Source organism: Candidatus Tisiphia endosymbiont of Parasteatoda lunata, assembly GCF_964030955.1.
Taxonomy (GTDB): domain Bacteria; phylum Pseudomonadota; class Alphaproteobacteria; order Rickettsiales; family Rickettsiaceae; genus Tisiphia.
The window spans coordinates 627,433-649,105 of sequence record NZ_OZ035003.1 but is presented as its reverse complement, the minus strand read 5'-3'; the positions used below and the strand labels follow the sequence as shown (position 1 = coordinate 649,105).

Genomic DNA, 21,673 nt, shown 5'->3' with positions numbered 1-21,673 from the left:
GTCTATTAGCGAGCGAACGTACGTGAGCGTGTCAATCCATGAAGCTTGTCATATAGATTGCTTCGTCGACCTACGGTCTTCTCGCTAATAGACGGTGTTTAGGCTAAAACCTTTTCGGTTTAGCTATAACTTAATTTATTTTAACGCTTTCAAGCCTTCTTCAAGACCTTTCGTAGAAAGTGGAAAATTTACTTGTTGACCAGCTGAATTCATTATCCCCACGCTAGGATTAGCATCTTTTGATAAAATATCTTTAAGATCTTTATCTGATATTTCAGCAACAGCCTGACAAGAATCTTTTGTACAAGTAACGTACTTACCTGGAGCAACTAATTTTTGGGAACTAATAATTGACGTACCTGGAGCAACAGAAACATCAGCAGGAACTACTTGTATCATTTTTAAACTTCTTGCCTTACCACTACCCAAATAACCTATTTGATACACAGCTAACACTTGTTGTTTACCATCTTTATTAGTAGAGTTAATTGCTTGACTTAAAAAACAGACCTGTTTTTTTTCAGCATCTGTGGTGCAGTTAACTACCCAATCTGAAAATTTTTGCCCCTCTTTAACCGCAGCATCAACTCTACTAGGATTACCCAAAAATAGTCCCAAACCTATTACAGCAAGACCAGCTGTAACAAACAATGATTTTTTAATACAATTTGTCATAATTCTACTTATTTAATTAATTATTTAATATTATTAGTGGACAATGACAGATGGTTTTGTCGCATCTATAAATTATACTACATCAAGATTGTTAAAACTAAGGTTTTGGACATTATGATGCCATTAACATAGCAAAATTCTCAAAAGTAGAAAGATTATCATTAGCTCCAATTATTTGTCTTTTTTGCATCATACGAATATTTTCTATACCGGTAATAGTCATTTCTGCAGAATGAAAACTCTTAAAACCAAGCATTGGCTTTGTACGTTTTTTGATAAACCTATGATCTTGTTCTACAAGATTATTCAGGTATTTGGTCTGAATAACCTTAATTTTATAATCTTTAGGAACTTCTGTATTCAAATCATTAAGAGCAGCCGTATTACTACCGCTTTTATCAATTACTACTTTCTCAGGAAAATTATTCTCTCTAAAGGCTTTACGAAAAAATGCAAGTGCTGCAGGCTTGTCTCTATGCTTACGTAGCAGAAAGTCTACAGTATTACCAAGACTATCTAGTGCTCTATATAAATAAACCCATTTACCGTTTAATTTAATATAAGTCTCATCCATTCTCCAACTACTACCAACTGGCTTCTTTCTTTTTCTAACCACCTGATCTATCAATGGTACAAATTTTATAACCCATCTTTGTAATGTAGAGTGATCAATTTTTGCTCCCCTTATACTCATCATTTCTTCCAAATCTCGATAACTTAAAGAAAATCGGCATTTCATATAGACAAATAACATTATTATTTCTGGTGAAGAACAAAATCCTTTGAAATATGATAATAATCTTGCAGTAATACGAAACATCTTAACATCTTTTTTAGATCATTATATCAATCTTTTTTCTATTGTCCAACATATGCGACAGAACCCTTAGTCCTTAATATTTCTTCGCCTACTAGAATTTAAGGACTAGAGGATATCTAAATTTAATATATTTGTCAATCTGTTAAAATCATTTTCATAACTCAAATATTTTTAGGTTAGCTATAGCCCCTTGTATTATTATTAACTTTAATTATATAAAATGCTTAGTGGGGTTAAATATTATGATATATTCTAACCTTAATACGATGTAACAAGTTAGGTTCTGTCGCATATGTTGGACAATAGAAAAAAGATTGATATAATGATCTAAAAAAGATGTTAAGATGTTTCGTATTACTGCAAGATTATTATCATATTTCAAAGGATTTTGTTCTTCACCAGAAATAATAATGTTATTTGTCTATATGAAATGCCGATTTTCTTTAAGTTATCGAGATTTGGAAGAAATGATGAGTATAAGGGGAGCAAAAATTGATCACTCTACATTACAAAGATGGGTTATAAAATTTGTACCATTGATAGATCAGGTGGTTAGAAAAAGAAAGAAGCCAGTTGGTAGTAGTTGGAGAATGGATGAGACTTATATTAAATTAAACGGTAAATGGGTTTATTTATATAGAGCACTAGATAGTCTTGGTAATACTGTAGACTTTCTGCTACGTAAGCATAGAGACAAGCCTGCAGCACTTGCATTTTTTCGTAAAGCCTTTAGAGAGAATAATTTTCCTGAGAAAGTAGTAATTGATAAAAGCGGTAGTAATACGGCTGCTCTTAATGATTTGAATACAGAAGTTCCTAAAGATTATAAAATTAAGGTTATTCAGACCAAATACCTGAATAATCTTGTAGAACAAGATCATAGGTTTATCAAAAAACGTACAAAGCCAATGCTTGGTTTTAAGAGTTTTCATTCTGCAGAAATGACTATTACCGGTATAGAAAATATTCGTATGATGCAAAAAAGACAAATAATTGGAGCTAATGATAATCTTTCTACTTTTGAGAATTTTGCTATGTTAATGGCATCATAATGTCCAAAACCTTAGTTTTAACAATCTTGATGTAGTATGATTTATAGATGCGACAAAACCCTATAAATACTTAAAGCAGCTTCCTTAATTGTGACGACCTGATTTTGAAATGACACTGGCTTGCTTTCATCGGCAACAAGCGGCTTAAATTAACTAACTTTAAAAATACAGTCTAGCTTGATTTAATTGACTCTCAAAATTTCTTGGCTCACATTAATTGATTCTATATTTTCATCGGCTCACTTTATTTAGCTCTATCAAGTTGAGATTAGGTAAAAAAGTTAGAGGTTATATTCTTTTATGAGCATATTTGCCGGGGGCAAGTTCGATGGATTTTAACCTATCATAATCTATCGATTTTATTAACTCACCACTATTATCTTCTAACCAAGTAAGCCAGTAAGACCACCATGATCCTTGATGCTCGTCAGCATTAATAAACCATGATTCACTAGTCAAGGTTAAGTCTTTATTAGTTTTATAATTATATTTAGACATTGCAGGAGGATTAACCACCCCTGCAACATGTCCAGAACTTGTAAGACAAAAGGTTTTGTTACCTTTTAATAGTTTTAATCCTTCATACACCGATCGCCACGGAGCTATATGATCGTCATTTGCAGCAAGGAAAAAAGAATTACAGTCAATCTTGCTCAAATCAATTGGCGTACCAAATAATGATAAGTTACTCGGTTCTTTTAATAAATTATTTAGATACATATTACGTAAGTAGTAGCTATACATATTAGTTGGTAAATTCGTTGGATCAGCATTCCAATATAATAAGTCAAATGGCATTGGAGTTTGACCAAGCAGATAGTTATTAACAAAAAACGACCATACTAAATCATTAGCTCTTAGCAAACTAAAGCTATTCGACAAATAACGACCATCAAAATATCCTTTAGAATTCATTTCTTGTTCGATCATGGCAATCGATGACTCATTGACAAAAATACTTACTTCCCCAGGATTTTTAAAGTCTAAAAGGGTAGTAGTTAACCACTCTGCACTGCAAGTGCAGAGCTTAATATTACGGCATGAATGCCTCATGTATGTACTAACTTAAAAGTTAGAAACTATTTGTGTATGGTTCATTTAAAAAGTGTCACAACACAAAAAGAATATATCTGTGAAGTGTAAGATTTTGTTAAAAAAATATCTTATCTTATCTTTTCTTGATAAGATATTTAAAATTTATGTTGAAACGACGCACTGCAAGTGCGGGGTTTTTCTCCCAAAGTGGGACAATAAAGCTGACACTATTAATATAATTTAAATTATTTGCCTTCAGATAAGCAACAGCAGTTGCAAGAAAAGTTCCACCAATACAATAACCAATAGCATTAATATGGTTATATCCAAACCGCATTATATATTCACAAGCTTCTAAAACTCCTTCTTTTACATAGTCCTCAAAACTTTTATCAGCTAGAGTTTCATCGGGATTAACCCAAGAGACCATATATACTTGAAAATTATGTTCGACAAGAAATGCTACCATTGAATTATGTTCAGATAGATCAAGTATATAGTATTTATTAATACAGGGTGGAATTATAAGTAATGGTATCGCCCGTGTTTTTTGCTTAGGTTCATAACATATTAACTGTATTAATTGATTCTGAAAAACAATTTTTCCTTTAGTAGTAGCTATATTTTTGCCAAGTAAAAAAGCATTATTATCGGTAGTTTTTATATTTAATATATCACTAGAATTTCTTATATCTGCAAGAAAGTTTTCTAAGCCTTGAACAAGATTCTGACCACCTGTTTCCAAAATTTTACTAAGAACTATCGGGTTACCAAAAGCAAAATTTGACGGAGAGAAGGCATTAATAAATTGATGCGTCATAAATGCCAAATGTTGTTTAAGGTCAGGTGCTAGTTCATATTGTTCGATATTATCCTGTAACCATTCTGAAGACATTAAATAGAACTGCTTAACAAAATCAAAATACGCATTATCCTGCCAAGCTAAATCCTTAAACCTTCTATCTTTACTATTTGGTGAAAAAAGAGGAGTGGTTGATTTCCCTACAAATTTCTCTACTGAATTTATGACAAGATTCTGAAATTTCTCAACATACTGAATATTTAGTTGCCAAAATTTTTCAGGATTTTTTATAAATTGTTCACTTAAGCTTGATAATATAACTCTATTTTTATCCATATCAATAAGAGATGCAGGGATCATGTTCCCCCTGCCCTGCATAAGACAAAGTATTATCTCTTGGTATTTATTACTAACTTTTTTTATATTTTTGATTATTTCATCACTAGAAATATTATCCACTATATCCAATTCCAATTCTTCAAGTCATTTGAGTATACTCAGGTAGAACTTCAAGAATTGGCGTTCCCGCGACCAAAGATCGAAACTGCCTAGTTACTCATGTACGCTACGCCGCTCAACTTTGCTACTGCCTAGCTCTTCTTGAAGTTATACTATCGTCTACCAACTCTTCATTTACAAGCAGTATATATACTATAAATTTCTAACACTAAGTGTTTTAAGAAAAAATTATTTCAAGTTTTTGCGGATATACCAAGCATATCCCAAATTTTGTCAATCTTTTTAACAACTTCACTAGTCATTTCTATTTTCTTACCCCAAACTCTATTAGTTTCTGGGACTATTTTATTAGTTGCATCTATTCCCATTTTACTACCAAGGCTAGACACAGGTGAGGCAAAATCAAGATAATCTATTGGTGAATTATCGATAAAAGTAGTATCCCTAGAAGGATCTACCCTAGTAGATATTGCCCAAACCACTTCCTTCCAGTCACGAATATCTATATCATCATCTACCACAATAATAAATTTTGTATACATGAATTGTCTTAAAAATGACCAAATCCCCATCATTATTCTTTTTGCATGACCTGCATAAGCCTTACGAATAGATACCACAGCAACTCTGTAAGAACAACTTTCAGGTGGTAACCAAAAATCAACGATCTCTGGAAATTGCTGTTGAATTATCGGAATAAACATTGCATTTAATGCTTCACCAAGTATAGATGGCTCATCTGGGGCTTTACCAGTATAAGTACTTAAATATATAGGTTGTCTTTTCATGGTAATAGTCTTAACATTAAATACTGGAAAATATTCAACGTCATTATAGTAACCTGTATGATCGCCAAATGGTCCTTCTGGTAGATACTCATCAAAACTTACATGCCCTTCAATAACAATTTCACTATGAGCTGGCACTTTCATATCTATACTGACGCAATTTACCAGTTCAATTGACTTACCTCTTAATAATCCAGCAAAATTATACTCAGACATATTATCGGGTAGCGGCATAACAGCAGCCATAGTCACGGCAGGACTTGCCCCAATAACCACTGCAGCAGGGAAAGGATCAATCTTTGCTGATTGCCAACGCTTATGTTGCTGAGCTCCACCTCGCATTTTAAGCCAGCGCATAATAAGTTTGTTACGCTCTACTACTTGCATTCGGTATATACCAAGGTTAAAATTATCTATTTTTTCTAAGCTAGGTCCTTTTGTAACAACTATTGACCAAGTAAGTAGTGGTGAAATATCAAGAGGCCAGCAGGTTTGTATCGGCAATATATTAACATCAGGATCATTAATTATCACTTCTTGACAAGGAGCTTTTGACAAAATCTTGGGTGACATAGCCAATATTCTTTTGCCGAGTGGCCACATAGCAAAGGTTTCTTTAAAGGAAGAAGGTAGTTCTGGTGCTTTAAGAAAAGCTAGCAATTCACCAAATTTCCTCAACTCTTCTGTATTTTTTAAACCAAGTCCTAAGGCAATCCGCTGCGTGCTGGCATATAAATTAGTTAAAACTGGCATATCAGACTTAGTCCCATCATCTCTAATAACATTTTCAAACAAAAGAGCAGGACCATCTTTTATTAAAACTCTTCTACTGATTTCTGTTATTTCAAGGTTAGATGATACAGGATAAGATATACGATTTAGGAGACCATTTTGCTCTAAAATTTTTAGGAATTGTGGTAAATCTTGAAAACTCATATAATTTTACGAAAATATAAATACAGGCTTAAAATAATAGCGATAATAATGTTAGCATAACAAGCAAAGATAAAATTTGAATCTTTAGAAGCAAGATTTTGTAATACAAAGTGTAAATATGTGATAATTATTGCAGAAAGTGCTGTAATTAGAATCTGCCTCAGACTAGATTTTTTATTATAAGGCTGTCTTAAAAAAACCGACAATGTTAGAAAAACAAGTACAAAATTATATATTGGCCAAATCAATCTTTGGTGTCCCTCAGCAACTAATTTAATCTGTCTCTGCTTTGATAGATTATTGTTGGGTTTTAATAATTCATGAATATAATATTCATTGATTTCTCGACTATACTCTTCCTTTACCAATCTTTTAGCATCATTACTGACTAATTCTACTGTTAGAACATCAAATGATAAATTAGTTAAATTACCATTATAGTCATATTCCTGCCTCGCTCCATCTTTTAGTTGGAAAAACGAAGAGTTATTATATATTTTAAATATCCCCAATCTAGAAAATAAAATTGCATGATTATCATGTTTACGATTATCAAAAAGGATTAAATCTTTCATAGTACCATCAGCCAATTTTTTATCAAAATAAACTGTGATATCTTTAGAAATTGTATTAAATGTCTTCTCATCTAGTAGAGTGGATGCATAATTATTTTTCATGAAATTAAGATCTGATTTAAGCTTTGCATAAGATAATGGCAATAAACTAATCGAAATATAATAAGCAAATAACGTAACTGTCAAAGCTACAATCAATGCTGGACTAGCTAGTTGTATATTACTTAATCCCAAATTTTGCAGAATAATTATCTGACGCCTCTCACTTAAAGCATTATAAGTATAAATAATAGTGATAATAGTTGCAAAAGGTAGCAAAATAAATAGCAAAGATGGAATAACTAAAATAATTAAATTTAAGAAATCCTGAGCTTTTATTCCTTTATCAATTAAATACAAAAACTTTAATATCTGAGTAATCCATACAAGGCTAGTGATCGAGAAAATAATTATCACCAAGGATGGTACAATATTTCTTATTATATAACGTTTATATATTAACATTCTGTAATCATTTATAGTCTTTCAAAGATGTATACTCGAATGAGTTATCACAGTACTATTATCTACCAAATCCATGTAGTATACTATAAAATTTCTATCCACTAAGTTAAAAAATACAATTATACCTTCTGCTTTAAAAAATTATTGTTTTATAACCCATTAAGGTTCTATATAACTCATTCGTTGCCACCTAAAATGCCTCCTCGCTAATAGCGGAGTAATGCTAGTCAGGGTAACTATTAAAATATCACTATGTTATTTTTATCAGCTAGCCATGGTAGCTTTGCAACTAAACCTTGACTTCTATATAAAAAAGCTATTTTATCAATTTAAATAGTTTATATTAACTATCTTGTTAAACTATAATGGACTGAAAAAATTAGACAAAGAAGCAGGTATTTTTGTTTCTCAATAAGTATAGAATAATAAATAAAATTAAAGAGAAACAAATGGGTAAAAAACAAATTAAAAATTTTAGTGCAGAAGCAAAAACTAAAATAGTATTAGAGATGTTAAAAGAAGAATCAACAATAGGTCAGTTATCGGTCAAATATGAAGTAACGGCTAAAACTATGCAAAACTGGAAACGACAATTTTTAGATAATGCGTCATTGGCATTTGAGCCAGCAAAAGCTGTTAGTGAGTACAAAGGGCAGATTAGTGAACTTAAGAATCAAAACGATGAACTTGCAAAAGCATTAGGTAAGGCTACAGTCGAGAGGGACTGGGCGGTGGGAAAGCTAAACAGCTTGGACTTATCAAATAAGAAAAGTCTTGTCGACCCCAAGCTGAGTACGTTAGCAAAGACAAGGCAATGTGAACTATTAAAGATAAGCAGATCTGGAGTATATTATAAAGCTAAAGTAATGAGCTTATATAATCTTGATATTTTAAATAGAATAGATGAAATATATACGGATAACCCTGAGTATGGTTATCGTTATATATACAAACAATTATTGGAAGACGGCTTTAATGTGGGCAGAGATAGGGTGCTTAAATATATGGGAATAATGGGTATAGAAGCTATTCATCCTCATAAAAAGCAATCTACTTCTGTGAAGGATGGTCAACATAAAATTTATAGCTATTTGCTTGAGCCGTACTGGCACAAATCAGGAACGAATAGAACTATTCATGTACCTTATGTTAATCAAGTGTGGAGTGGTGACATTACTTATATTAGAACTAACGGAGGATTTATGGGTTCTGTCGCATATGTTGGACAATAGAAAAAAGATTGATATAATGATCTAAAAAAGATGTTAAGATGTTTCGTATTACTGCAAGATTATTATCATATTTCAAAGGATTTTGTTCTTCACCAGAAATAATAATGTTATTTGTCTATATGAAATGCCGATTTTCTTTAAGTTATCGAGATTTGGAAGAAATGATGAGTATAAGGGGAGCAAAAATTGATCACTCTACATTACAAAGATGGGTTATAAAATTTGTACCATTGATAGATCAGGTGGTTAGAAAAAGAAAGAAGCCAGTTGGTAGTAGTTGGAGAATGGATGAGACTTATATTAAATTAAACGGTAAATGGGTTTATTTATATAGAGCACTAGATAGTCTTGGTAATACTGTAGACTTTCTGCTACGTAAGCATAGAGACAAGCCTGCAGCACTTGCATTTTTTCGTAAAGCCTTTAGAGAGAATAATTTTCCTGAGAAAGTAGTAATTGATAAAAGCGGTAGTAATACGGCTGCTCTTAATGATTTGAATACAGAAGTTCCTAAAGATTATAAAATTAAGGTTATTCAGACCAAATACCTGAATAATCTTGTAGAACAAGATCATAGGTTTATCAAAAAACGTACAAAGCCAATGCTTGGTTTTAAGAGTTTTCATTCTGCAGAAATGACTATTACCGGTATAGAAAATATTCGTATGATGCAAAAAAGACAAATAATTGGAGCTAATGATAATCTTTCTACTTTTGAGAATTTTGCTATGTTAATGGCATCATAATGTCCAAAACCTTAGTTTTAACAATCTTGATGTAGTATGATTTATAGATGCGACAAAACCTGGTTACCTCCTATTTACAGGGATAACAACTCTTTTAAGCGACTTCGTGTCGCACGGACCAGTGTTAAGGTAGCTGCGATGAGCCGCCACATTTAATGCAAAGTTCTAACTTTTTAAGTTCCTAAAAGAATATTGTTGACACTTTTTGATATTTATATTAAAAGATATAGCTCATAATATTTAATTATAGGTAGTATTGTTCGTAAATAGTACCGACATTAGGTAGTCTCGGTACATTGCTAACCAAAACTGCAAAAAACCTAGAAGGTTTTATAGCACAATTATTCTAACTATGAAAGAGGTCACTCTAAGTATCTATTTTTAATAACTCTCTAATTTTAGTAATAGATAATTTTGTCATTCTAGAGACTTCTTCAATAGAACTACCATTTTTTATCATCGTTTTTACTAATCTAGCTTCACCTCTAGTTTCACCTATTTGGATACCTTCAGATTTACCTTCGGCTTTAGCAGTTTTTATCAGGTAATCCTCAGATGCCTTATTATCCATAATACGTTTAGTCTCTTGCTCATAAGTCAGCAATTCTTCTTCCGTCCAATTAAACTGATTTAATTCTTCATAAGCTCTTTCTATCACTTGATCAGAACCTATGATCTTACGTAAATCTGATTCTCTAGTTTCATCAGCATGCTTAAAAAAATAGCACCATTTCTCAATAATATTAGTCAGTAAATTTATATCAGTGATTTTAAACTTTGGTAGCTCTATAAAAGTAAAGGAAAAATCCTTTAAATCATGGGCATAGCTATCTTTATCCAAAATAATATGATCAGACTTATATAACACTTTATCTTTAAAAATAATATTATCACTTATAGCAATAAATATTACCGACTTTAAATCTATATATCTAGCCCCTTCTTCCTTACCTTTATTTAACTGCCGTGAATAGGCTTTAGCCGCATAATACTGTGCTCTCTTCTCAAAGCCTTCTTGTGGAGATACTTGCATCTCGATAATAAGCTGCACTCCATTTTCATCTTTGCATAATACATCTACTATGCTTTGCTTCTTTGAAGCAATCTCTGGTTCTTGAATAGTAGGTAAAAATGTTACTTCTTTGATTCTATCACTACCTTTAAGTTCCAGCACATCATTAATGAAATGAATAAGAATATCTTTATTCTTCTCAGAACCAAATATACGGCGAAAGGCAATATCATTTTTAGGATCGAGAAACTTAGTAATAGACATAAATTTGAGCATTATAATTAGTTTTACATGTTACTCATTATAACATAAAACTCACAAACTACTATATATTAAACGATCTAGTTGATACTCTAGCATAACCAAATAATCTCATTTTATCTGTTCAAATACGTTCATTAAATCAATTTACGTCAGTTCGGGATAAGATATAGATGAAATAGGGTTCTGTCGCATATGTTGGACAATAGAAAAAAGATTGATATAATGATCTAAAAAAGATGTTAAGATGTTTCGTATTACTGCAAGATTATTATCATATTTCAAAGGATTTTGTTCTTCACCAGAAATAATAATGTTATTTGTCTATATGAAATGCCGATTTTCTTTAAGTTATCGAGATTTGGAAGAAATGATGAGTATAAGGGGAGCAAAAATTGATCACTCTACATTACAAAGATGGGTTATAAAATTTGTACCATTGATAGATCAGGTGGTTAGAAAAAGAAAGAAGCCAGTTGGTAGTAGTTGGAGAATGGATGAGACTTATATTAAATTAAACGGTAAATGGGTTTATTTATAGTCACCTTTTTGGTTAAAACCCCCAGCTTCAGCTGGGAAAGACTTCAGTCCTTGTTCTAATATTTCAATTCACTATAACTTGAATATATGATATTTTAATATACATAAGAGCAAGCTCTTCATGTATATTAAAATATCATATATGACAGATTATAACAAGACTAGCCACACTGTATTTTACCATCGCTTTCATGTTGTTTGGATCACTAAATATCGCTACAAAAGTATTGCAGGGTAACTTATAAGAATTAGGATCAGAGAGATAGCACAGGCATTAGTAATATCTCTTTAGAGTAATAGCGACTTCCAGTCTAGATATCAACCCACCAGCTTCAGCTGGTTGTTATTGAGATAGAGCACTAGATAGTCTTGGTAATACTGTAGACTTTCTGCTACGTAAGCATAGAGACAAGCCTGCAGCACTTGCATTTTTTCGTAAAGCCTTTAGAGAGAATAATTTTCCTGAGAAAGTAGTAATTGATAAAAGCGGTAGTAATACGGCTGCTCTTAATGATTTGAATACAGAAGTTCCTAAAGATTATAAAATTAAGGTTATTCAGACCAAATACCTGAATAATCTTGTAGAACAAGATCATAGGTTTATCAAAAAACGTACAAAGCCAATGCTTGGTTTTAAGAGTTTTCATTCTGCAGAAATGATTATTACCGGTATAGAAAATATTCGTATGATGCAAAAAAGACAAATAATTGGAGCTAATGATAATCTTTCTACTTTTGAGAATTTTGCTATGTTAATGGCATCATAATGTCCAAAACCTTAGTTTTAACAATCTTGATGTAGTATGATTTATAGATGCGACAAAACCATTTAAAAGTCATAGGAAAAACAGCCTGGCATCTATTAGCAAAGAGCCGCTTTGCGACGACGAAGCAATTGTAAGTAAAAAGTATGATATAATAGATATTAAAGTCAATATAAATAATGATTTATATTGACTTATAAGGGGGTGTTACAGCGATAGTCTAATGAATGTGGATTGCCACGACACGAGTCAATCATTTAATTTGTGTAAGTTCATTTTTTATTGTCCCACTTTGGGAGAAAAACCCCGCACTTGCAGTGCGTCGTTTCAACATAAATTTTAAATATCTTATCAAGAAAAGATAAGATATTTTTTTAACAAAATCTTACACTTCACAGATATATTCTTTTTGTGTTGTGACACTTTTTAAATGAACCATACACAAATAGTTTCTAACTTTTAAGTTAGTACATACATGAGGCATTCATGCCGTAATATTAAGCTCTGCACTTGCAGTGCAGAGTGGTTAACTTTCCAATAAATCATATTTAAAATCTCCACAAAGTATTTCAAATTGATTTAAAGCTAAAGACCAATCTTTAATAGGCATGGTCCATTTTTTGGCTGCATTTTGTAGGGATAAAAATATTATTTTTTGAATTGACTTATCATCTGGAAACACCCCCTTATTTTTGATAATTTTTCTAATTTGACGATTTACAGATTCTATAGTGTTAGTAGTATAAATTACCTTTCTGATCTCTTCAGGAAAGGCAAAAAACGGTATTATCCCAGACCAATTACGTTGCCAAATATCAGAAATTACCGGATATTTTTTATCCCATTTTACACCAAATTGCTGAAGTTTTAAACGTGCCATTTCGTCATTATTAGCTGTATAAATTTGTTTTAGATCTGATGTGACCTCTTTTAAATCTTTATATGACACATACTTTACTGAATTGCGAACCATATGTACAATACATAATTGGGTTTTGTCGCATCTATAAATCATACTACATCAAGATTGTTAAAACTAAGGTTTTGGACATTATGATGCCATTAACATAGCAAAATTCTCAAAAGTAGAAAGATTATCATTAGCTCCAATTATTTGTCTTTTTTGCATCATACGAATATTTTCTATACCGGTAATAGTCATTTCTGCAGAATGAAAACTCTTAAAACCAAGCATTGGCTTTGTACGTTTTTTGATAAACCTATGATCTTGTTCTACAAGATTATTCAGGTATTTGGTCTGAATAACCTTAATTTTATAATCTTTAGGAACTTCTGTATTCAAATCATTAAGAGCAGCCGTATTACTACCGCTTTTATCAATTACTACTTTCTCAGGAAAATTATTCTCTCTAAAGGCTTTACGAAAAAATGCAAGTGCTGCAGGCTTGTCTCTATGCTTACGTAGCAGAAAGTCTACAGTATTACCAAGACTATCTAGTGCTCTATATAAATAAACCCATTTACCGTTTAATTTAATATAAGTCTCATCCATTCTCCAACTACTACCAACTGGCTTCTTTCTTTTTCTAACCACCTGATCTATCAATGGTACAAATTTTATAACCCATCTTTGTAATGTAGAGTGATCAATTTTTGCTCCCCTTATACTCATCATTTCTTCCAAATCTCGATAACTTAAAGAAAATCGGCATTTCATATAGACAAATAACATTATTATTTCTGGTGAAGAACAAAATCCTTTGAAATATGATAATAATCTTGCAGTAATACGAAACATCTTAACATCTTTTTTAGATCATTATATCAATCTTTTTTCTATTGTCCAACATATGCGACAGAACCTTTTTTGACTGTTTAGTAGTAAAAGTACGTCAAGATAAACGAATTATCAATAAGTCTGTATATGTAGCATTAGGTATTGATTTATCTGGAAGGAAGGATATTTTAGGATTGTGGATCAGTGAAAATGAAGGAGCGAAATTTTGGCTTGGTAATTTTACTGAGATGAAGAACAGAGGTATGCAAGACATGCTTATTGCTTGCAGTGATAATTTAACCGGTATGTCTGAGGCAATAGAAGCAGTTTTTCCGAAAACCGAACATCAATTATGTATTGTACATCAGATTAGAAATAGTTTAAAATATGTATCATATAAAGACCGAAAAGAATTAGCGGCTGATTTAAAGCCTATATATACTGCTAGCACAGAGGAAGAAGCACATCTTGCTTTAGAATCTTTTGAAGCTAAATGGAGTAAACAGTATCCACAAATTGCTAAATCTTGGTATGTTCATTGGGAAAATTTAATGGTTTTTCTAGGATACCCTGAGGCGATAAGGAAAGTAATATACACAACTAATAGTGCAGAATCTGTCAATAGCCAATTACGTAAGGTTACTAAGAGTTAACCACTCTGCACTGCAAGTGCAGAGCTTAATATTACGGCATGAATGCCTCATGTATGTACTAACTTAAAAGTTAGAAACTATTTGTGTATGGCTCATTTAGAAAGTGTCACAACACAAAAAGAATATATCTGTGAAGTGTAAGATTTTGTTAAAAAATATCTTATCTTATCTTTTCTTGATAAGATATTTAAAATTTATGTTGAAACGATGCACTGCAAGTGCGGGGTTTTTCTCCCAAAGTGGGACAATAAACGGGTTTTTCCAAATGATAATGCCGTTTTTAAGACCTTGTATTTGGCAATTGATTATATGACCAAGAAATGGGTTATGCCGATTCCAAACTGGAACGCAGCTATGGCTCACTTTTTGATAAAATTTGAAGGTAGAATTTAAGCCCTATGAAAAATTTACACACTTAATTAGAAAGGCTCTAGGTTTATCAAAAAACGTACAAAGCCAATGCTTGGTTTTAAGAGTTTTCATTCTGCAGAAATGACTATTACCGGTATAGAAAATATTCGTATGATGCAAAAAAGACAAATAATTGGAGCTAATGATAATCTTTCTACTTTTGAGAATTTTGCTATGTTAATGGCATCATAATGTCCAAAACCTTAGTTTTAACAATCTTGATGTAGTATGATTTATAGATGCGACAAAACCCTATTCTTGCCTTATCCATCAAGTACACATCATGGGGATACTTAATATTCTTAATTTGTACAGTAGTATCAACTATTATCGATGCTAAGTCTTTTTTTTTACTACACCTGCTTTGCATCCGATTCTTATCAGCTCCTTTAATATCTCATTGTAGCCATCTTCTCCTAATATAGTACGAAACCGACGGATACTAGCTTCTGATATTTCAGCATCTTTCTGCAAATATTCCCAACCACAAAAATACTGCCAATATACGTTCTCTCTTAACTCTTCCTCAGTCGCTGCATCTGACAGGTTATACATCGCTTGCAGCATAGTCACCCCAAGTAACAGGCGGTGACATCTGCGATTCCTACCAAATTTCTTAATATCAACATTTGCTGACAACCATTCCTCTAAACTAGAGCAATTTATTAATGATCTTAATTTATATAATTTATAGTCACCTTTTTGGTTAAAACCCCCAGCTTCAGCTGGGAAAGACTTCAGTCCTTGTTCTAATATTTCAATTCACTATAACTTGAATATATGATATTTTAATATACATGAAGAGCTTGCTCTTATGTATATTAAAATATCATATATGACAGATTATAACAAGACTAGCCACACTGTATTTTACCATCGCTTTCATGTTGTTTGGATCACTAAATATCGCTACAAAAGTATTGCAGGGTAACTTATAAGAATTAGGATCAGAGAGATAGCACAGGCATTAGTAATATCTCTTTAGAGTAATAGCGACTTCCAGTCTAGATATCAACCCACCAGCTTCAGCTGGTTGTTATTGAGTATTGTGGTTTAATTCTTCGGTCAGTTTGTAACCAAAAAGTTGTCCTTGTCTTTGCAACTTTGTTATATTTTCTATCGGCATTAATCAGATAATCCTTAAGTTTTTTGCCAATATTATAGCTTTTTCTTATGGATTCTCTATATATTTTTATCTGCTAAGCATATTATATATTATCCTTCTAGACTTTTGACGGGGAGACTACATAATGCGTAGCATTTTGTTTGCTGCTTACATAAAACTGAAATTAAAGTAAATTAGGGAAAACCATGACTCCCTGCATTCCGAGGTCTAAAAACAGGAGCTGGCTTTTTGGATTCTTGATTAATTTCAACAATTCTATCCTTTAGGAATTTTTGTAAATTTACATCATCTTTAACATTAACATGTTCTCCTTTCCATTGGTATTCCATTTGAGGAGTTCCATTTATACTTGTTCTTCTCTCTTCTGTTCTCAATTCAACCTGAGCTACATTTGCTTCTCTCTCTCCTCCTCCAAAACCAATTTCTTTAACTCTTTCTCCCCTTCCGTCCGCTTCAACCTTTGCTAATTCCTGTAATAGTTCTATCTTTTCTTGAGGAGTTGATAATTTTTTTAATTCTTTATTGATATATTGTTTCTGCTTTTCAAGTTCACTTTTTTGCAAATTTTTATATATCTCTTCTGCTTGTGCAATGATCTTAACATTGGTTTTTCGAGATGGAATTACCTGTGTTGTAAAGTTCTTCCTAAGGGATTGTGCTAGCTCTTTTGCACTTTCCTCAACAGGCTTTGACTCAACTAATTTGCTAGCTGTACAAACATTATCAACTACTTTTGGTGTTAGAACGGGGGCGTTTTTAAGAGTGGGGTTAGGTTCATCTAGAATATTGCCCCTTGGATTTACTTTCACATTTGTTTTTTCTGGTGTTAGAATAGGTGTGGTATCTAGGGCATCAAGAGGCTTATCTAGAATATTAACCCTTACATTTACTCTCTCCTCTTGGGTTGTGTCAGTAAGAGAAACCACAGCTTCTTTTGTTCTACCCAACTCTTCAGTCTTCTGATGAGAAGTCATAATACGATCCACAGATGGTGTATCGATAGATTGTGAAATATCCACGCCATGTCCCTTGTTTTTGGCTACTGCTTGCATCATTGCTTTATATTTTTTTTGTGTTACTGGCAAGGTATAGAACTGTCCTTTATGTTTTATATACCCAACTGCATCAGGGTCAGTTCCATTAAACTCAACTGGACTTGGTGAGCTGACCTCGATTAGCTTACCATCATCATCATAGTGAGCAGTAAAATATACAGCCTTACTTGCAGCAATATTCCTGCCATGCTGATCCTTTACCGCTAGCGATAAATGCATTGGACCGCCATCCTGGAGTTCTATCGGAAAATCTATCGTCCTATAACTTTTAATTTCTACTGTAGTACCATCACTTTTTTGCACTGTTTGAGGAGGATTTATTTGATGTGTTGCTTCTGTTAATGTAGCAATCTCGTTACCACTTGCATCTCGTACTATCTGCGTTTTAGTAGTAATACCATTGCCACTTTCTCCAACTCCATCCTTCCATTCCATGGGACTAAATCTATCTGCAAACTGGATATGAACCTTTTTGTAACCGGTAATTTCTACTTGTTCTAAAGCTCTTTTTAACTCAGATCCTTTAAGAACTTCACTGATTTTCTCTTTGTTTTCTTCATTTTCACAGTACACACGAAATTTAGTTATATCTTCAATTTCTTCCAGTTTCGCTATATTATTATTTACTAGAGCTGCAACTATTAGCTTCATCTGCTTGTTTAAGATTTGCTCTCTAATTGCTTTGGTTATAGGGTCAACATCTCGATCAGCAGCAGAAAAAGAAGAGGTACGGATAGTGTCAAAAGAATAGTCTGCTAATTCTCTAAGATTTTCCTTAGCGGAATCTTGTAACACAAAGACGTCCTGAGCAAGTTCTTCTTGAGCAGGTTGTTCTCCTTTAGCAAAAGCAATGATTGTCTGCAACTTATCTTCATATCCTTGCCAACTATCAGGCATTTCCCGGTTCTGTATGGATTGTGCCAATTTGTCAGCTAGTTTCTCAAACACTATAGCTTTCTTCAATGTTAACTCATCTTGTTCAGTATTTTCCCCTATTTTTTCACATTCATCAGCATTAGTCTTGATTGTTGCAGCCAAGCCGTCTAATACATCATTTATTACAGCAACCTTGCTTTCTTGTGAAATCGAATGAACTCGCAAAACTCCATTTGGAAATTCAAGTAGATAGTCAAATAGAGAATTAATGACCTGATTTCCAACTGGACTATCTTCTCCATCACTGGCTACTTTCTTTCCAGCTTCATCTATTTCAATCATCAAGTCTGTATAATAATCAAAAGATTCTCTAGGATTTTCTCCGTCACTCATTTTTACCACCCTATATCTTAAATTCTAATTATATTAATGCTAGATAATATTCTTCTTTAAAGCAACTAATTTGTTTTATTTTTAAGGCAACTTACTTAAAAAGTAGAGTCCATCATTTTAATTATATCATAAATAATATTAGCACTAAGCATATACGCAATTATATCTTGACATTTTCTTTGCCTAGAGGCAAACTAAGCTTTAACAGGCAACAGTAATGGTAATTATGATCTTGATATTTATTTTAATGTTTTATGTTTTTACAATTAATAGGTACAGAGATAGCCAAAAGAGCTATAATTTCATCATACCATTATTTTATATTAATTTTTTAATAGCTAGTATCTATTTTTACTTACATGCTACTGACCACTTAAATATCTCTTTTTAATCTGTTATGAACCCAGTTTCAAGCCAACCTACAATTATATATATTGCTATTGCTATTTTATGTATAGTAATAAATGTCGTAGCCTTTATTTTCCAATTTTTTTATTATGAACTACCCTGCCCTTTATGTTTATTACAAAGATTCGGTTTTATTGCTATCGGACTTGGAGCACTACTTAGCATAATATATAATCCTTCTTGGAAATATGATATGATTATATTCATCTCTAGTGTTTATACGTTGATGGTAGGGCTTAGGCAGGTTTTGCTGCATATTTTACCCCATGATTTAGGATATGATAATACTTTCCTTGGGTTACATTTTTATACATGGTCAGCAATAATTTCTTTTTCTTTAATCCTATTAATGTCTATAATTCCTATAATTAGCCTTATTCTAAGTAAATTTAGTATACTACAATTTTATCCTAGTTTTGTACCTACATTAATTGAGATTAGTTTGATAATTATCACTCTTGTTAATGTGTTTGCAACTTATTTTGAATGTGGGTTTGACATGTGTCCTAGCGATCCTACAACTTACTTAGAATGGAAAAATTTACAGCAATTATTTGGTAGTAGTTAAGTAATTTTAATTTATTAGATATACGTTTAAAAAAGATAACTATTCAAGCAGTTTAATTATATTATTATAACAGAACATCATGAAAATTTTTAATAATAACCAATAAATGGAGGATAAAATGCCAAAAAGTTTTGTAGAACAATTAAAAAAAGGGGCAGCAAAATTAGCAGATAAGGCAGAGAAAAAAGTGGAGCAATTTGTTGATGCTGTACCAAATGATGATGAGATAATAGGAAAACTCCGAGATGGATTAAAAAAAGTTAACTCTAAAGTTGCTCAAGTAAGCCCAGAAAGTGCAAAAATCTTGCGGAAGATAGAAGGAAAAATAGGGGTTAAGCCAAATCCACAAAATCTTGCTGAAATAGTTGATGACTTAAATAATATCAAAGATAATTTTATGAAAGATATGAAAACCCCAAAAGTTATCACTCAATTCGGTGATTTTTTAAAATCTACTATTGCTTTAATAGGATCTATTGGTAAATCTGCAACAGAACGTGGAAAAGCATATGATAACTTTACAAAATCAGCAGAAGCTCTAGGTAAAGCGATTAGCAAAACATTCGAGGGGTCAAGAACACGTTGAGGATAAAATAATATTACCAAGGCAGATATTGATTCCCTGCGTGGGTTCATTAGTCTGTCCGGCAAAACTCTATAAGTCTTATAGATAATAGGGTTTAATGGCAGAAAATAATAAAGAAATCCATAAGAAAATGTTAAAATATGCTAATAAACCTTATGGATTTCAGTCAATATGCCAATAGAAAATATTATCAAATCACAAAAACAAGGAAAACTTTTTGGTTATAAATTAAAAGAAGAATTAAACTCAAATAATAAGCTATCTCAATAACAACCAGCTGAAGCTGGTGGGTTGATATCTAGACTGGAAGTCGCTATTACTCTAAAGAGATATTACTAACGCCTGTGCATTATCTCTCTGATCCTAACTCTTAGGTTACCCTGCAGTATTTTATAGCGATATTTAGTGATTCAAACAACATTAAAGCGATGGTAAAATACAGTGTGGCTAGTCTTGTTAAAATATCATATGTTCAAGTTATAGTGAATTGAAATATTAGAACAAGGACTAAAGTCTTTCCCAGCTGAAGCTGGGGGTTTTAACCAAAAAGGTGACTATAAAGTTGCGGTAGTAGTCAGTGGTCGTAGAAATTTTGTACTGTCAGCAAAATCGTTTCATAATAATCCTTATGATGGTCATACATTGCAGCAGAGTTTTGAAGCGGTAGAAAATGTAACTGGAATAAAGATAAAAAAATCGTTTGTTGATCTTGGTTATACTGGCAGCAATGTTAAAGAGAAGAGTAAGGTATATACCCCAAAAACTCGGAAAAAGTTATTGAAAGAAGACAAGTGTATGATCAGGAGACGCAGTGCTATAGAACCAATAATAGGGCATTTGAAACAATATGGCAGGATGGGCAGAAACTTCTTGAAGGGTGTGATAGGAGATGTGATCAATCCAATAATCTCTGCTATAGGTTTGAATTTACGATGTATTGCCAATCATTTACACATCATGCCTAACTCTACATAAAAAAATTATCATTAAAAAACTTGCTAAACGATTAAAAAAAATCGTTAACAATAAGCTCATGTAAAAATTTTACTAAAACAGAAATTTTTCAGTTAACCACTCTGCACTGCAAGTGCAGAGCTTAATATTACGGCATGAATGCCTCATGTATGTACTAACTTAAAAGTTAGAAACTATTTGTGTATGGCTCATTTAGAAAGTGTCACAACACAAAAAAATATATCTGTGAAGTGTAAGATTTTGTTAAAAAATATCCTATCTTTTCTTGATAAGATATTTAAAATTTATGTTGAAACGACGCACTGCAAGTGCGGGGTTTTTCTCCCAAAGTGGGACAATAAAATTGAAAACAATTTTTAATTTTAGTGCAAATATTAGAATTTTTTTTGTAAAAATTTTATTCAATCATAGATTATGGGGGGCTTTAAATATTTTTGGCGGACGGACTCATTAGTGTCCGGAACTATCTTTATAGTTATAGTCAATTGATGAGAAGTTGGTGACGTCGTCACTCATCGCTCGCCTATTACAATAGGCGTCGCTCCATCGCTCCTAGCACCAAATCCTCCTGAATTGACTATAACCAAAGAAGATTTTTGCTATAATAAGAGAAGGGCTGTCACCCCTGCTTCAGTGCGGGGTCTAAATAGTAACTAACAACTGTAGTAGCCTGAATTCAACGT

Annotated in this window: 22 protein-coding genes and 3 pseudogenes; 13 read left to right on the top strand and 12 right to left on the bottom strand. The window is 32.3% G+C overall.

Annotated elements, in window-relative coordinates; translation table 11 throughout:
* Window positions 1–135 precede the first annotated feature (135 nt).
* Both AAHN00_RS03935 and AAHN00_RS03930 read right to left on the bottom strand, forming a co-directional pair.
* Window positions 136–675 carry an invasion associated locus B family protein gene (locus AAHN00_RS03935; RefSeq protein WP_342272197.1) on the bottom strand — a complete coding sequence of 180 codons (540 nt, stop codon included), beginning with the start codon at window positions 673–675 and terminating at the stop codon, window positions 136–138.
* Between the two features lie 112 nt (window positions 676–787).
* Window positions 788–1,495 carry an IS6 family transposase gene (locus AAHN00_RS03930; protein WP_342270905.1) on the bottom strand — a complete coding sequence of 236 codons (708 nt, stop codon included), beginning with the start codon at window positions 1,493–1,495 and terminating at the stop codon, window positions 788–790.
* Between the two features lie 344 nt (window positions 1,496–1,839).
* On the opposite strand from AAHN00_RS03930, the gene AAHN00_RS03925 reads away from it, so the two are divergent.
* On the top strand, window positions 1,840–2,547 hold the full coding sequence (locus tag AAHN00_RS03925; protein ID WP_342270905.1) for an IS6 family transposase: 708 nt from the start codon (window positions 1,840–1,842) through the stop codon (window positions 2,545–2,547).
* A gap of 288 nt (window positions 2,548–2,835) precedes the next feature.
* Here the strand turns inward: AAHN00_RS03925 and AAHN00_RS03920 are convergent, their stop codons facing one another.
* Window positions 2,836–3,477, bottom strand: coding sequence for an alpha/beta hydrolase (locus AAHN00_RS03920; RefSeq protein WP_342272196.1), 642 nt, complete (start codon window positions 3,475–3,477; stop codon window positions 2,836–2,838).
* Between the two features lie 16 nt (window positions 3,478–3,493).
* Between AAHN00_RS03920 and AAHN00_RS03915 the strand changes: the two genes are divergently transcribed.
* A complete protein-coding gene (locus AAHN00_RS03915; RefSeq protein WP_342272195.1) occupies window positions 3,494–3,616 on the top strand; it encodes a hypothetical protein in 123 nt (40 codons plus the stop codon).
* 99 nt (window positions 3,617–3,715) lie between these two features.
* Here AAHN00_RS03915 and AAHN00_RS03910 read toward each other — a convergent pair whose 3' ends face one another.
* From AAHN00_RS03910 to AAHN00_RS03900, 3 genes are all read right to left on the bottom strand, one after another.
* A complete protein-coding gene (locus AAHN00_RS03910) occupies window positions 3,716–4,843 on the bottom strand; it encodes a poly(3-hydroxyalkanoate) synthetase (protein WP_342272562.1) in 1,128 nt (375 codons plus the stop codon).
* Between the two features lie 233 nt (window positions 4,844–5,076).
* Complete coding sequence (locus tag AAHN00_RS03905; protein WP_342272194.1) at window positions 5,077–6,567, bottom strand: UbiD family decarboxylase; 1,491 nt, start codon at window positions 6,565–6,567, stop codon at window positions 5,077–5,079.
* Window positions 6,564–7,646, bottom strand: coding sequence for an LptF/LptG family permease (locus tag AAHN00_RS03900; protein WP_342272193.1), 1,083 nt, complete (start codon window positions 7,644–7,646; stop codon window positions 6,564–6,566). The genes AAHN00_RS03905 and AAHN00_RS03900 overlap by 4 nt, the downstream gene beginning before the upstream one ends.
* 449 nt (window positions 7,647–8,095) lie before the next feature.
* Between AAHN00_RS03900 and AAHN00_RS03895 the strand changes: the two genes are divergently transcribed.
* A complete protein-coding gene (locus AAHN00_RS03895; RefSeq protein ID WP_342272192.1) occupies window positions 8,096–8,878 on the top strand; it encodes an IS3 family transposase in 783 nt (260 codons plus the stop codon).
* Window positions 8,879–8,916: 38 nt separating this feature from the next.
* Complete coding sequence (locus tag AAHN00_RS03890) at window positions 8,917–9,624, top strand: IS6 family transposase (RefSeq protein ID WP_342270905.1); 708 nt, start codon at window positions 8,917–8,919, stop codon at window positions 9,622–9,624.
* 367 nt (window positions 9,625–9,991) lie between these two features.
* Here the strand turns inward: AAHN00_RS03890 and AAHN00_RS03885 are convergent, their stop codons facing one another.
* Window positions 9,992–10,900, bottom strand: coding sequence for an Rpn family recombination-promoting nuclease/putative transposase (locus AAHN00_RS03885; protein WP_342272191.1), 909 nt, complete (start codon window positions 10,898–10,900; stop codon window positions 9,992–9,994).
* A 244-nt stretch (window positions 10,901–11,144) separates the two neighbouring features.
* Between AAHN00_RS03885 and AAHN00_RS03880 the strand changes: the two are divergent.
* Together AAHN00_RS03880 and AAHN00_RS03875 are read left to right on the top strand one after the other, a co-directional pair.
* Window positions 11,145–11,435: pseudogene (locus tag AAHN00_RS03880) on the top strand (IS6 family transposase); the annotation flags it as partial.
* 355 nt (window positions 11,436–11,790) lie between these two features.
* Window positions 11,791–12,204, top strand: a pseudogene (locus AAHN00_RS03875) (IS6 family transposase); the annotation flags it as partial.
* A gap of 523 nt (window positions 12,205–12,727) precedes the next feature.
* Here AAHN00_RS03875 and AAHN00_RS03870 read toward each other — a convergent pair.
* On the bottom strand, window positions 12,728–13,216 hold the full coding sequence (locus AAHN00_RS03870; protein WP_342272190.1) for a transposase: 489 nt from the start codon (window positions 13,214–13,216) through the stop codon (window positions 12,728–12,730).
* Between the two features lie 36 nt (window positions 13,217–13,252).
* Window positions 13,253–13,960 carry an IS6 family transposase gene (locus tag AAHN00_RS03865; protein WP_342270905.1) on the bottom strand — a complete coding sequence of 236 codons (708 nt, stop codon included), beginning with the start codon at window positions 13,958–13,960 and terminating at the stop codon, window positions 13,253–13,255.
* A 41-nt stretch (window positions 13,961–14,001) separates the two neighbouring features.
* On the opposite strand from AAHN00_RS03865, the gene AAHN00_RS03860 reads away from it, so the two are divergent.
* The 3 genes and pseudogenes from AAHN00_RS03860 to AAHN00_RS03850 form a co-directional block, all read left to right on the top strand.
* Entirely contained in the window at window positions 14,002–14,592 is a 591-nt protein-coding gene (locus AAHN00_RS03860) for an IS256 family transposase (RefSeq protein WP_410521411.1), read from the top strand.
* A gap of 103 nt (window positions 14,593–14,695) precedes the next feature.
* Window positions 14,696–14,905: a hypothetical protein gene (locus AAHN00_RS03855; RefSeq protein ID WP_342272189.1), complete on the top strand. Its 210-nt coding sequence runs from the start codon at window positions 14,696–14,698 to the stop codon at window positions 14,903–14,905.
* Window positions 14,906–15,024: 119 nt separating this feature from the next.
* Window positions 15,025–15,195 (top strand): annotated as a pseudogene (locus tag AAHN00_RS03850) (IS6 family transposase); the annotation flags it as partial.
* On the opposite strand, the gene AAHN00_RS03845 reads toward AAHN00_RS03850, so the two are convergent.
* The 3 genes from AAHN00_RS03845 to AAHN00_RS03835 all read right to left on the bottom strand — a co-directional run bounded on the left by AAHN00_RS03845 (window position 15,176) and on the right by AAHN00_RS03835 (window position 18,453).
* Complete coding sequence (locus AAHN00_RS03845; RefSeq protein WP_342272188.1) at window positions 15,176–15,373, bottom strand: hypothetical protein; 198 nt, start codon at window positions 15,371–15,373, stop codon at window positions 15,176–15,178. The pseudogene AAHN00_RS03850 and the gene AAHN00_RS03845 sit on opposite strands and share 20 nt — an antisense overlap.
* Window positions 15,340–15,642 carry a transposase gene (locus tag AAHN00_RS03840; protein ID WP_342272187.1) on the bottom strand — a complete coding sequence of 101 codons (303 nt, stop codon included), beginning with the start codon at window positions 15,640–15,642 and terminating at the stop codon, window positions 15,340–15,342. The genes AAHN00_RS03845 and AAHN00_RS03840 overlap by 34 nt, the downstream gene beginning before the upstream one ends.
* A gap of 660 nt (window positions 15,643–16,302) precedes the next feature.
* Entirely contained in the window at window positions 16,303–18,453 is a 2,151-nt protein-coding gene (locus AAHN00_RS03835) for a Sca4 family protein (RefSeq protein WP_342272186.1), read from the bottom strand.
* Between the two features lie 397 nt (window positions 18,454–18,850).
* Between AAHN00_RS03835 and AAHN00_RS03830 the strand changes: the two genes are divergently transcribed.
* The 4 genes from AAHN00_RS03830 (at window position 18,851) to AAHN00_RS03815 (ending at window position 21,444) form a co-directional block, all read left to right on the top strand.
* Window positions 18,851–19,429 (top strand): disulfide bond formation protein B, encoded by a 579-nt coding sequence (locus AAHN00_RS03830; RefSeq protein ID WP_342272185.1) that lies wholly within the window; start codon window positions 18,851–18,853, stop codon window positions 19,427–19,429.
* 118 nt (window positions 19,430–19,547) lie between these two features.
* Window positions 19,548–20,015, top strand: a complete 468-nt coding sequence (locus AAHN00_RS03825; protein ID WP_342272184.1) for a hypothetical protein — start codon at window positions 19,548–19,550, stop codon at window positions 20,013–20,015.
* A gap of 486 nt (window positions 20,016–20,501) precedes the next feature.
* Window positions 20,502–20,990: a transposase gene (locus AAHN00_RS03820; RefSeq protein WP_342272561.1), complete on the top strand. Its 489-nt coding sequence runs from the start codon at window positions 20,502–20,504 to the stop codon at window positions 20,988–20,990.
* Window positions 20,991–21,255: 265 nt separating this feature from the next.
* Window positions 21,256–21,444 carry a hypothetical protein gene (locus tag AAHN00_RS03815; RefSeq protein ID WP_342272183.1) on the top strand — a complete coding sequence of 63 codons (189 nt, stop codon included), beginning with the start codon at window positions 21,256–21,258 and terminating at the stop codon, window positions 21,442–21,444.
* The last annotated feature ends 229 nt before the right edge of the window (window positions 21,445–21,673 follow it).

Excerpts from the sequence above, each read along its gene's own strand:
- AAHN00_RS03830 (WP_342272185.1), top strand. The coding sequence starts at position 18,851 with ATGAACCCAGTTTCAAGCCAACCTACAATTATATATATTGCTATTGCT.
- AAHN00_RS03890 (WP_342270905.1), top strand. The coding sequence starts at position 8,917 with ATGTTTCGTATTACTGCAAGATTATTATCATATTTCAAAGGATTTTGT.
- AAHN00_RS03825 (WP_342272184.1), top strand. The coding sequence starts at position 19,548 with ATGCCAAAAAGTTTTGTAGAACAATTAAAAAAAGGGGCAGCAAAATTA.
- AAHN00_RS03930 (WP_342270905.1), bottom strand. The coding sequence starts at position 1,495 with ATGTTTCGTATTACTGCAAGATTATTATCATATTTCAAAGGATTTTGT.
- AAHN00_RS03905 (WP_342272194.1), bottom strand. The coding sequence starts at position 6,567 with ATGAGTTTTCAAGATTTACCACAATTCCTAAAAATTTTAGAGCAAAAT.
- AAHN00_RS03935 (WP_342272197.1), bottom strand. The coding sequence starts at position 675 with ATGACAAATTGTATTAAAAAATCATTGTTTGTTACAGCTGGTCTTGCT.
- AAHN00_RS03925 (WP_342270905.1), top strand. The coding sequence starts at position 1,840 with ATGTTTCGTATTACTGCAAGATTATTATCATATTTCAAAGGATTTTGT.
- AAHN00_RS03845 (WP_342272188.1), bottom strand. The coding sequence starts at position 15,373 with ATGCAAAGCAGGTGTAGTAAAAAAAAAGACTTAGCATCGATAATAGTT.
- AAHN00_RS03900 (WP_342272193.1), bottom strand. The coding sequence starts at position 7,646 with ATGTTAATATATAAACGTTATATAATAAGAAATATTGTACCATCCTTG.
- AAHN00_RS03885 (WP_342272191.1), bottom strand. The coding sequence starts at position 10,900 with ATGTCTATTACTAAGTTTCTCGATCCTAAAAATGATATTGCCTTTCGC.
- AAHN00_RS03835 (WP_342272186.1), bottom strand. The coding sequence starts at position 18,453 with ATGAGTGACGGAGAAAATCCTAGAGAATCTTTTGATTATTATACAGAC.
- AAHN00_RS03865 (WP_342270905.1), bottom strand. The coding sequence starts at position 13,960 with ATGTTTCGTATTACTGCAAGATTATTATCATATTTCAAAGGATTTTGT.
- AAHN00_RS03870 (WP_342272190.1), bottom strand. The coding sequence starts at position 13,216 with ATGATTTATAGATGCGACAAAACCCAATTATGTATTGTACATATGGTT.
- AAHN00_RS03920 (WP_342272196.1), bottom strand. The coding sequence starts at position 3,477 with ATGATCGAACAAGAAATGAATTCTAAAGGATATTTTGATGGTCGTTAT.
- AAHN00_RS03895 (WP_342272192.1), top strand. The coding sequence starts at position 8,096 with ATGGGTAAAAAACAAATTAAAAATTTTAGTGCAGAAGCAAAAACTAAA.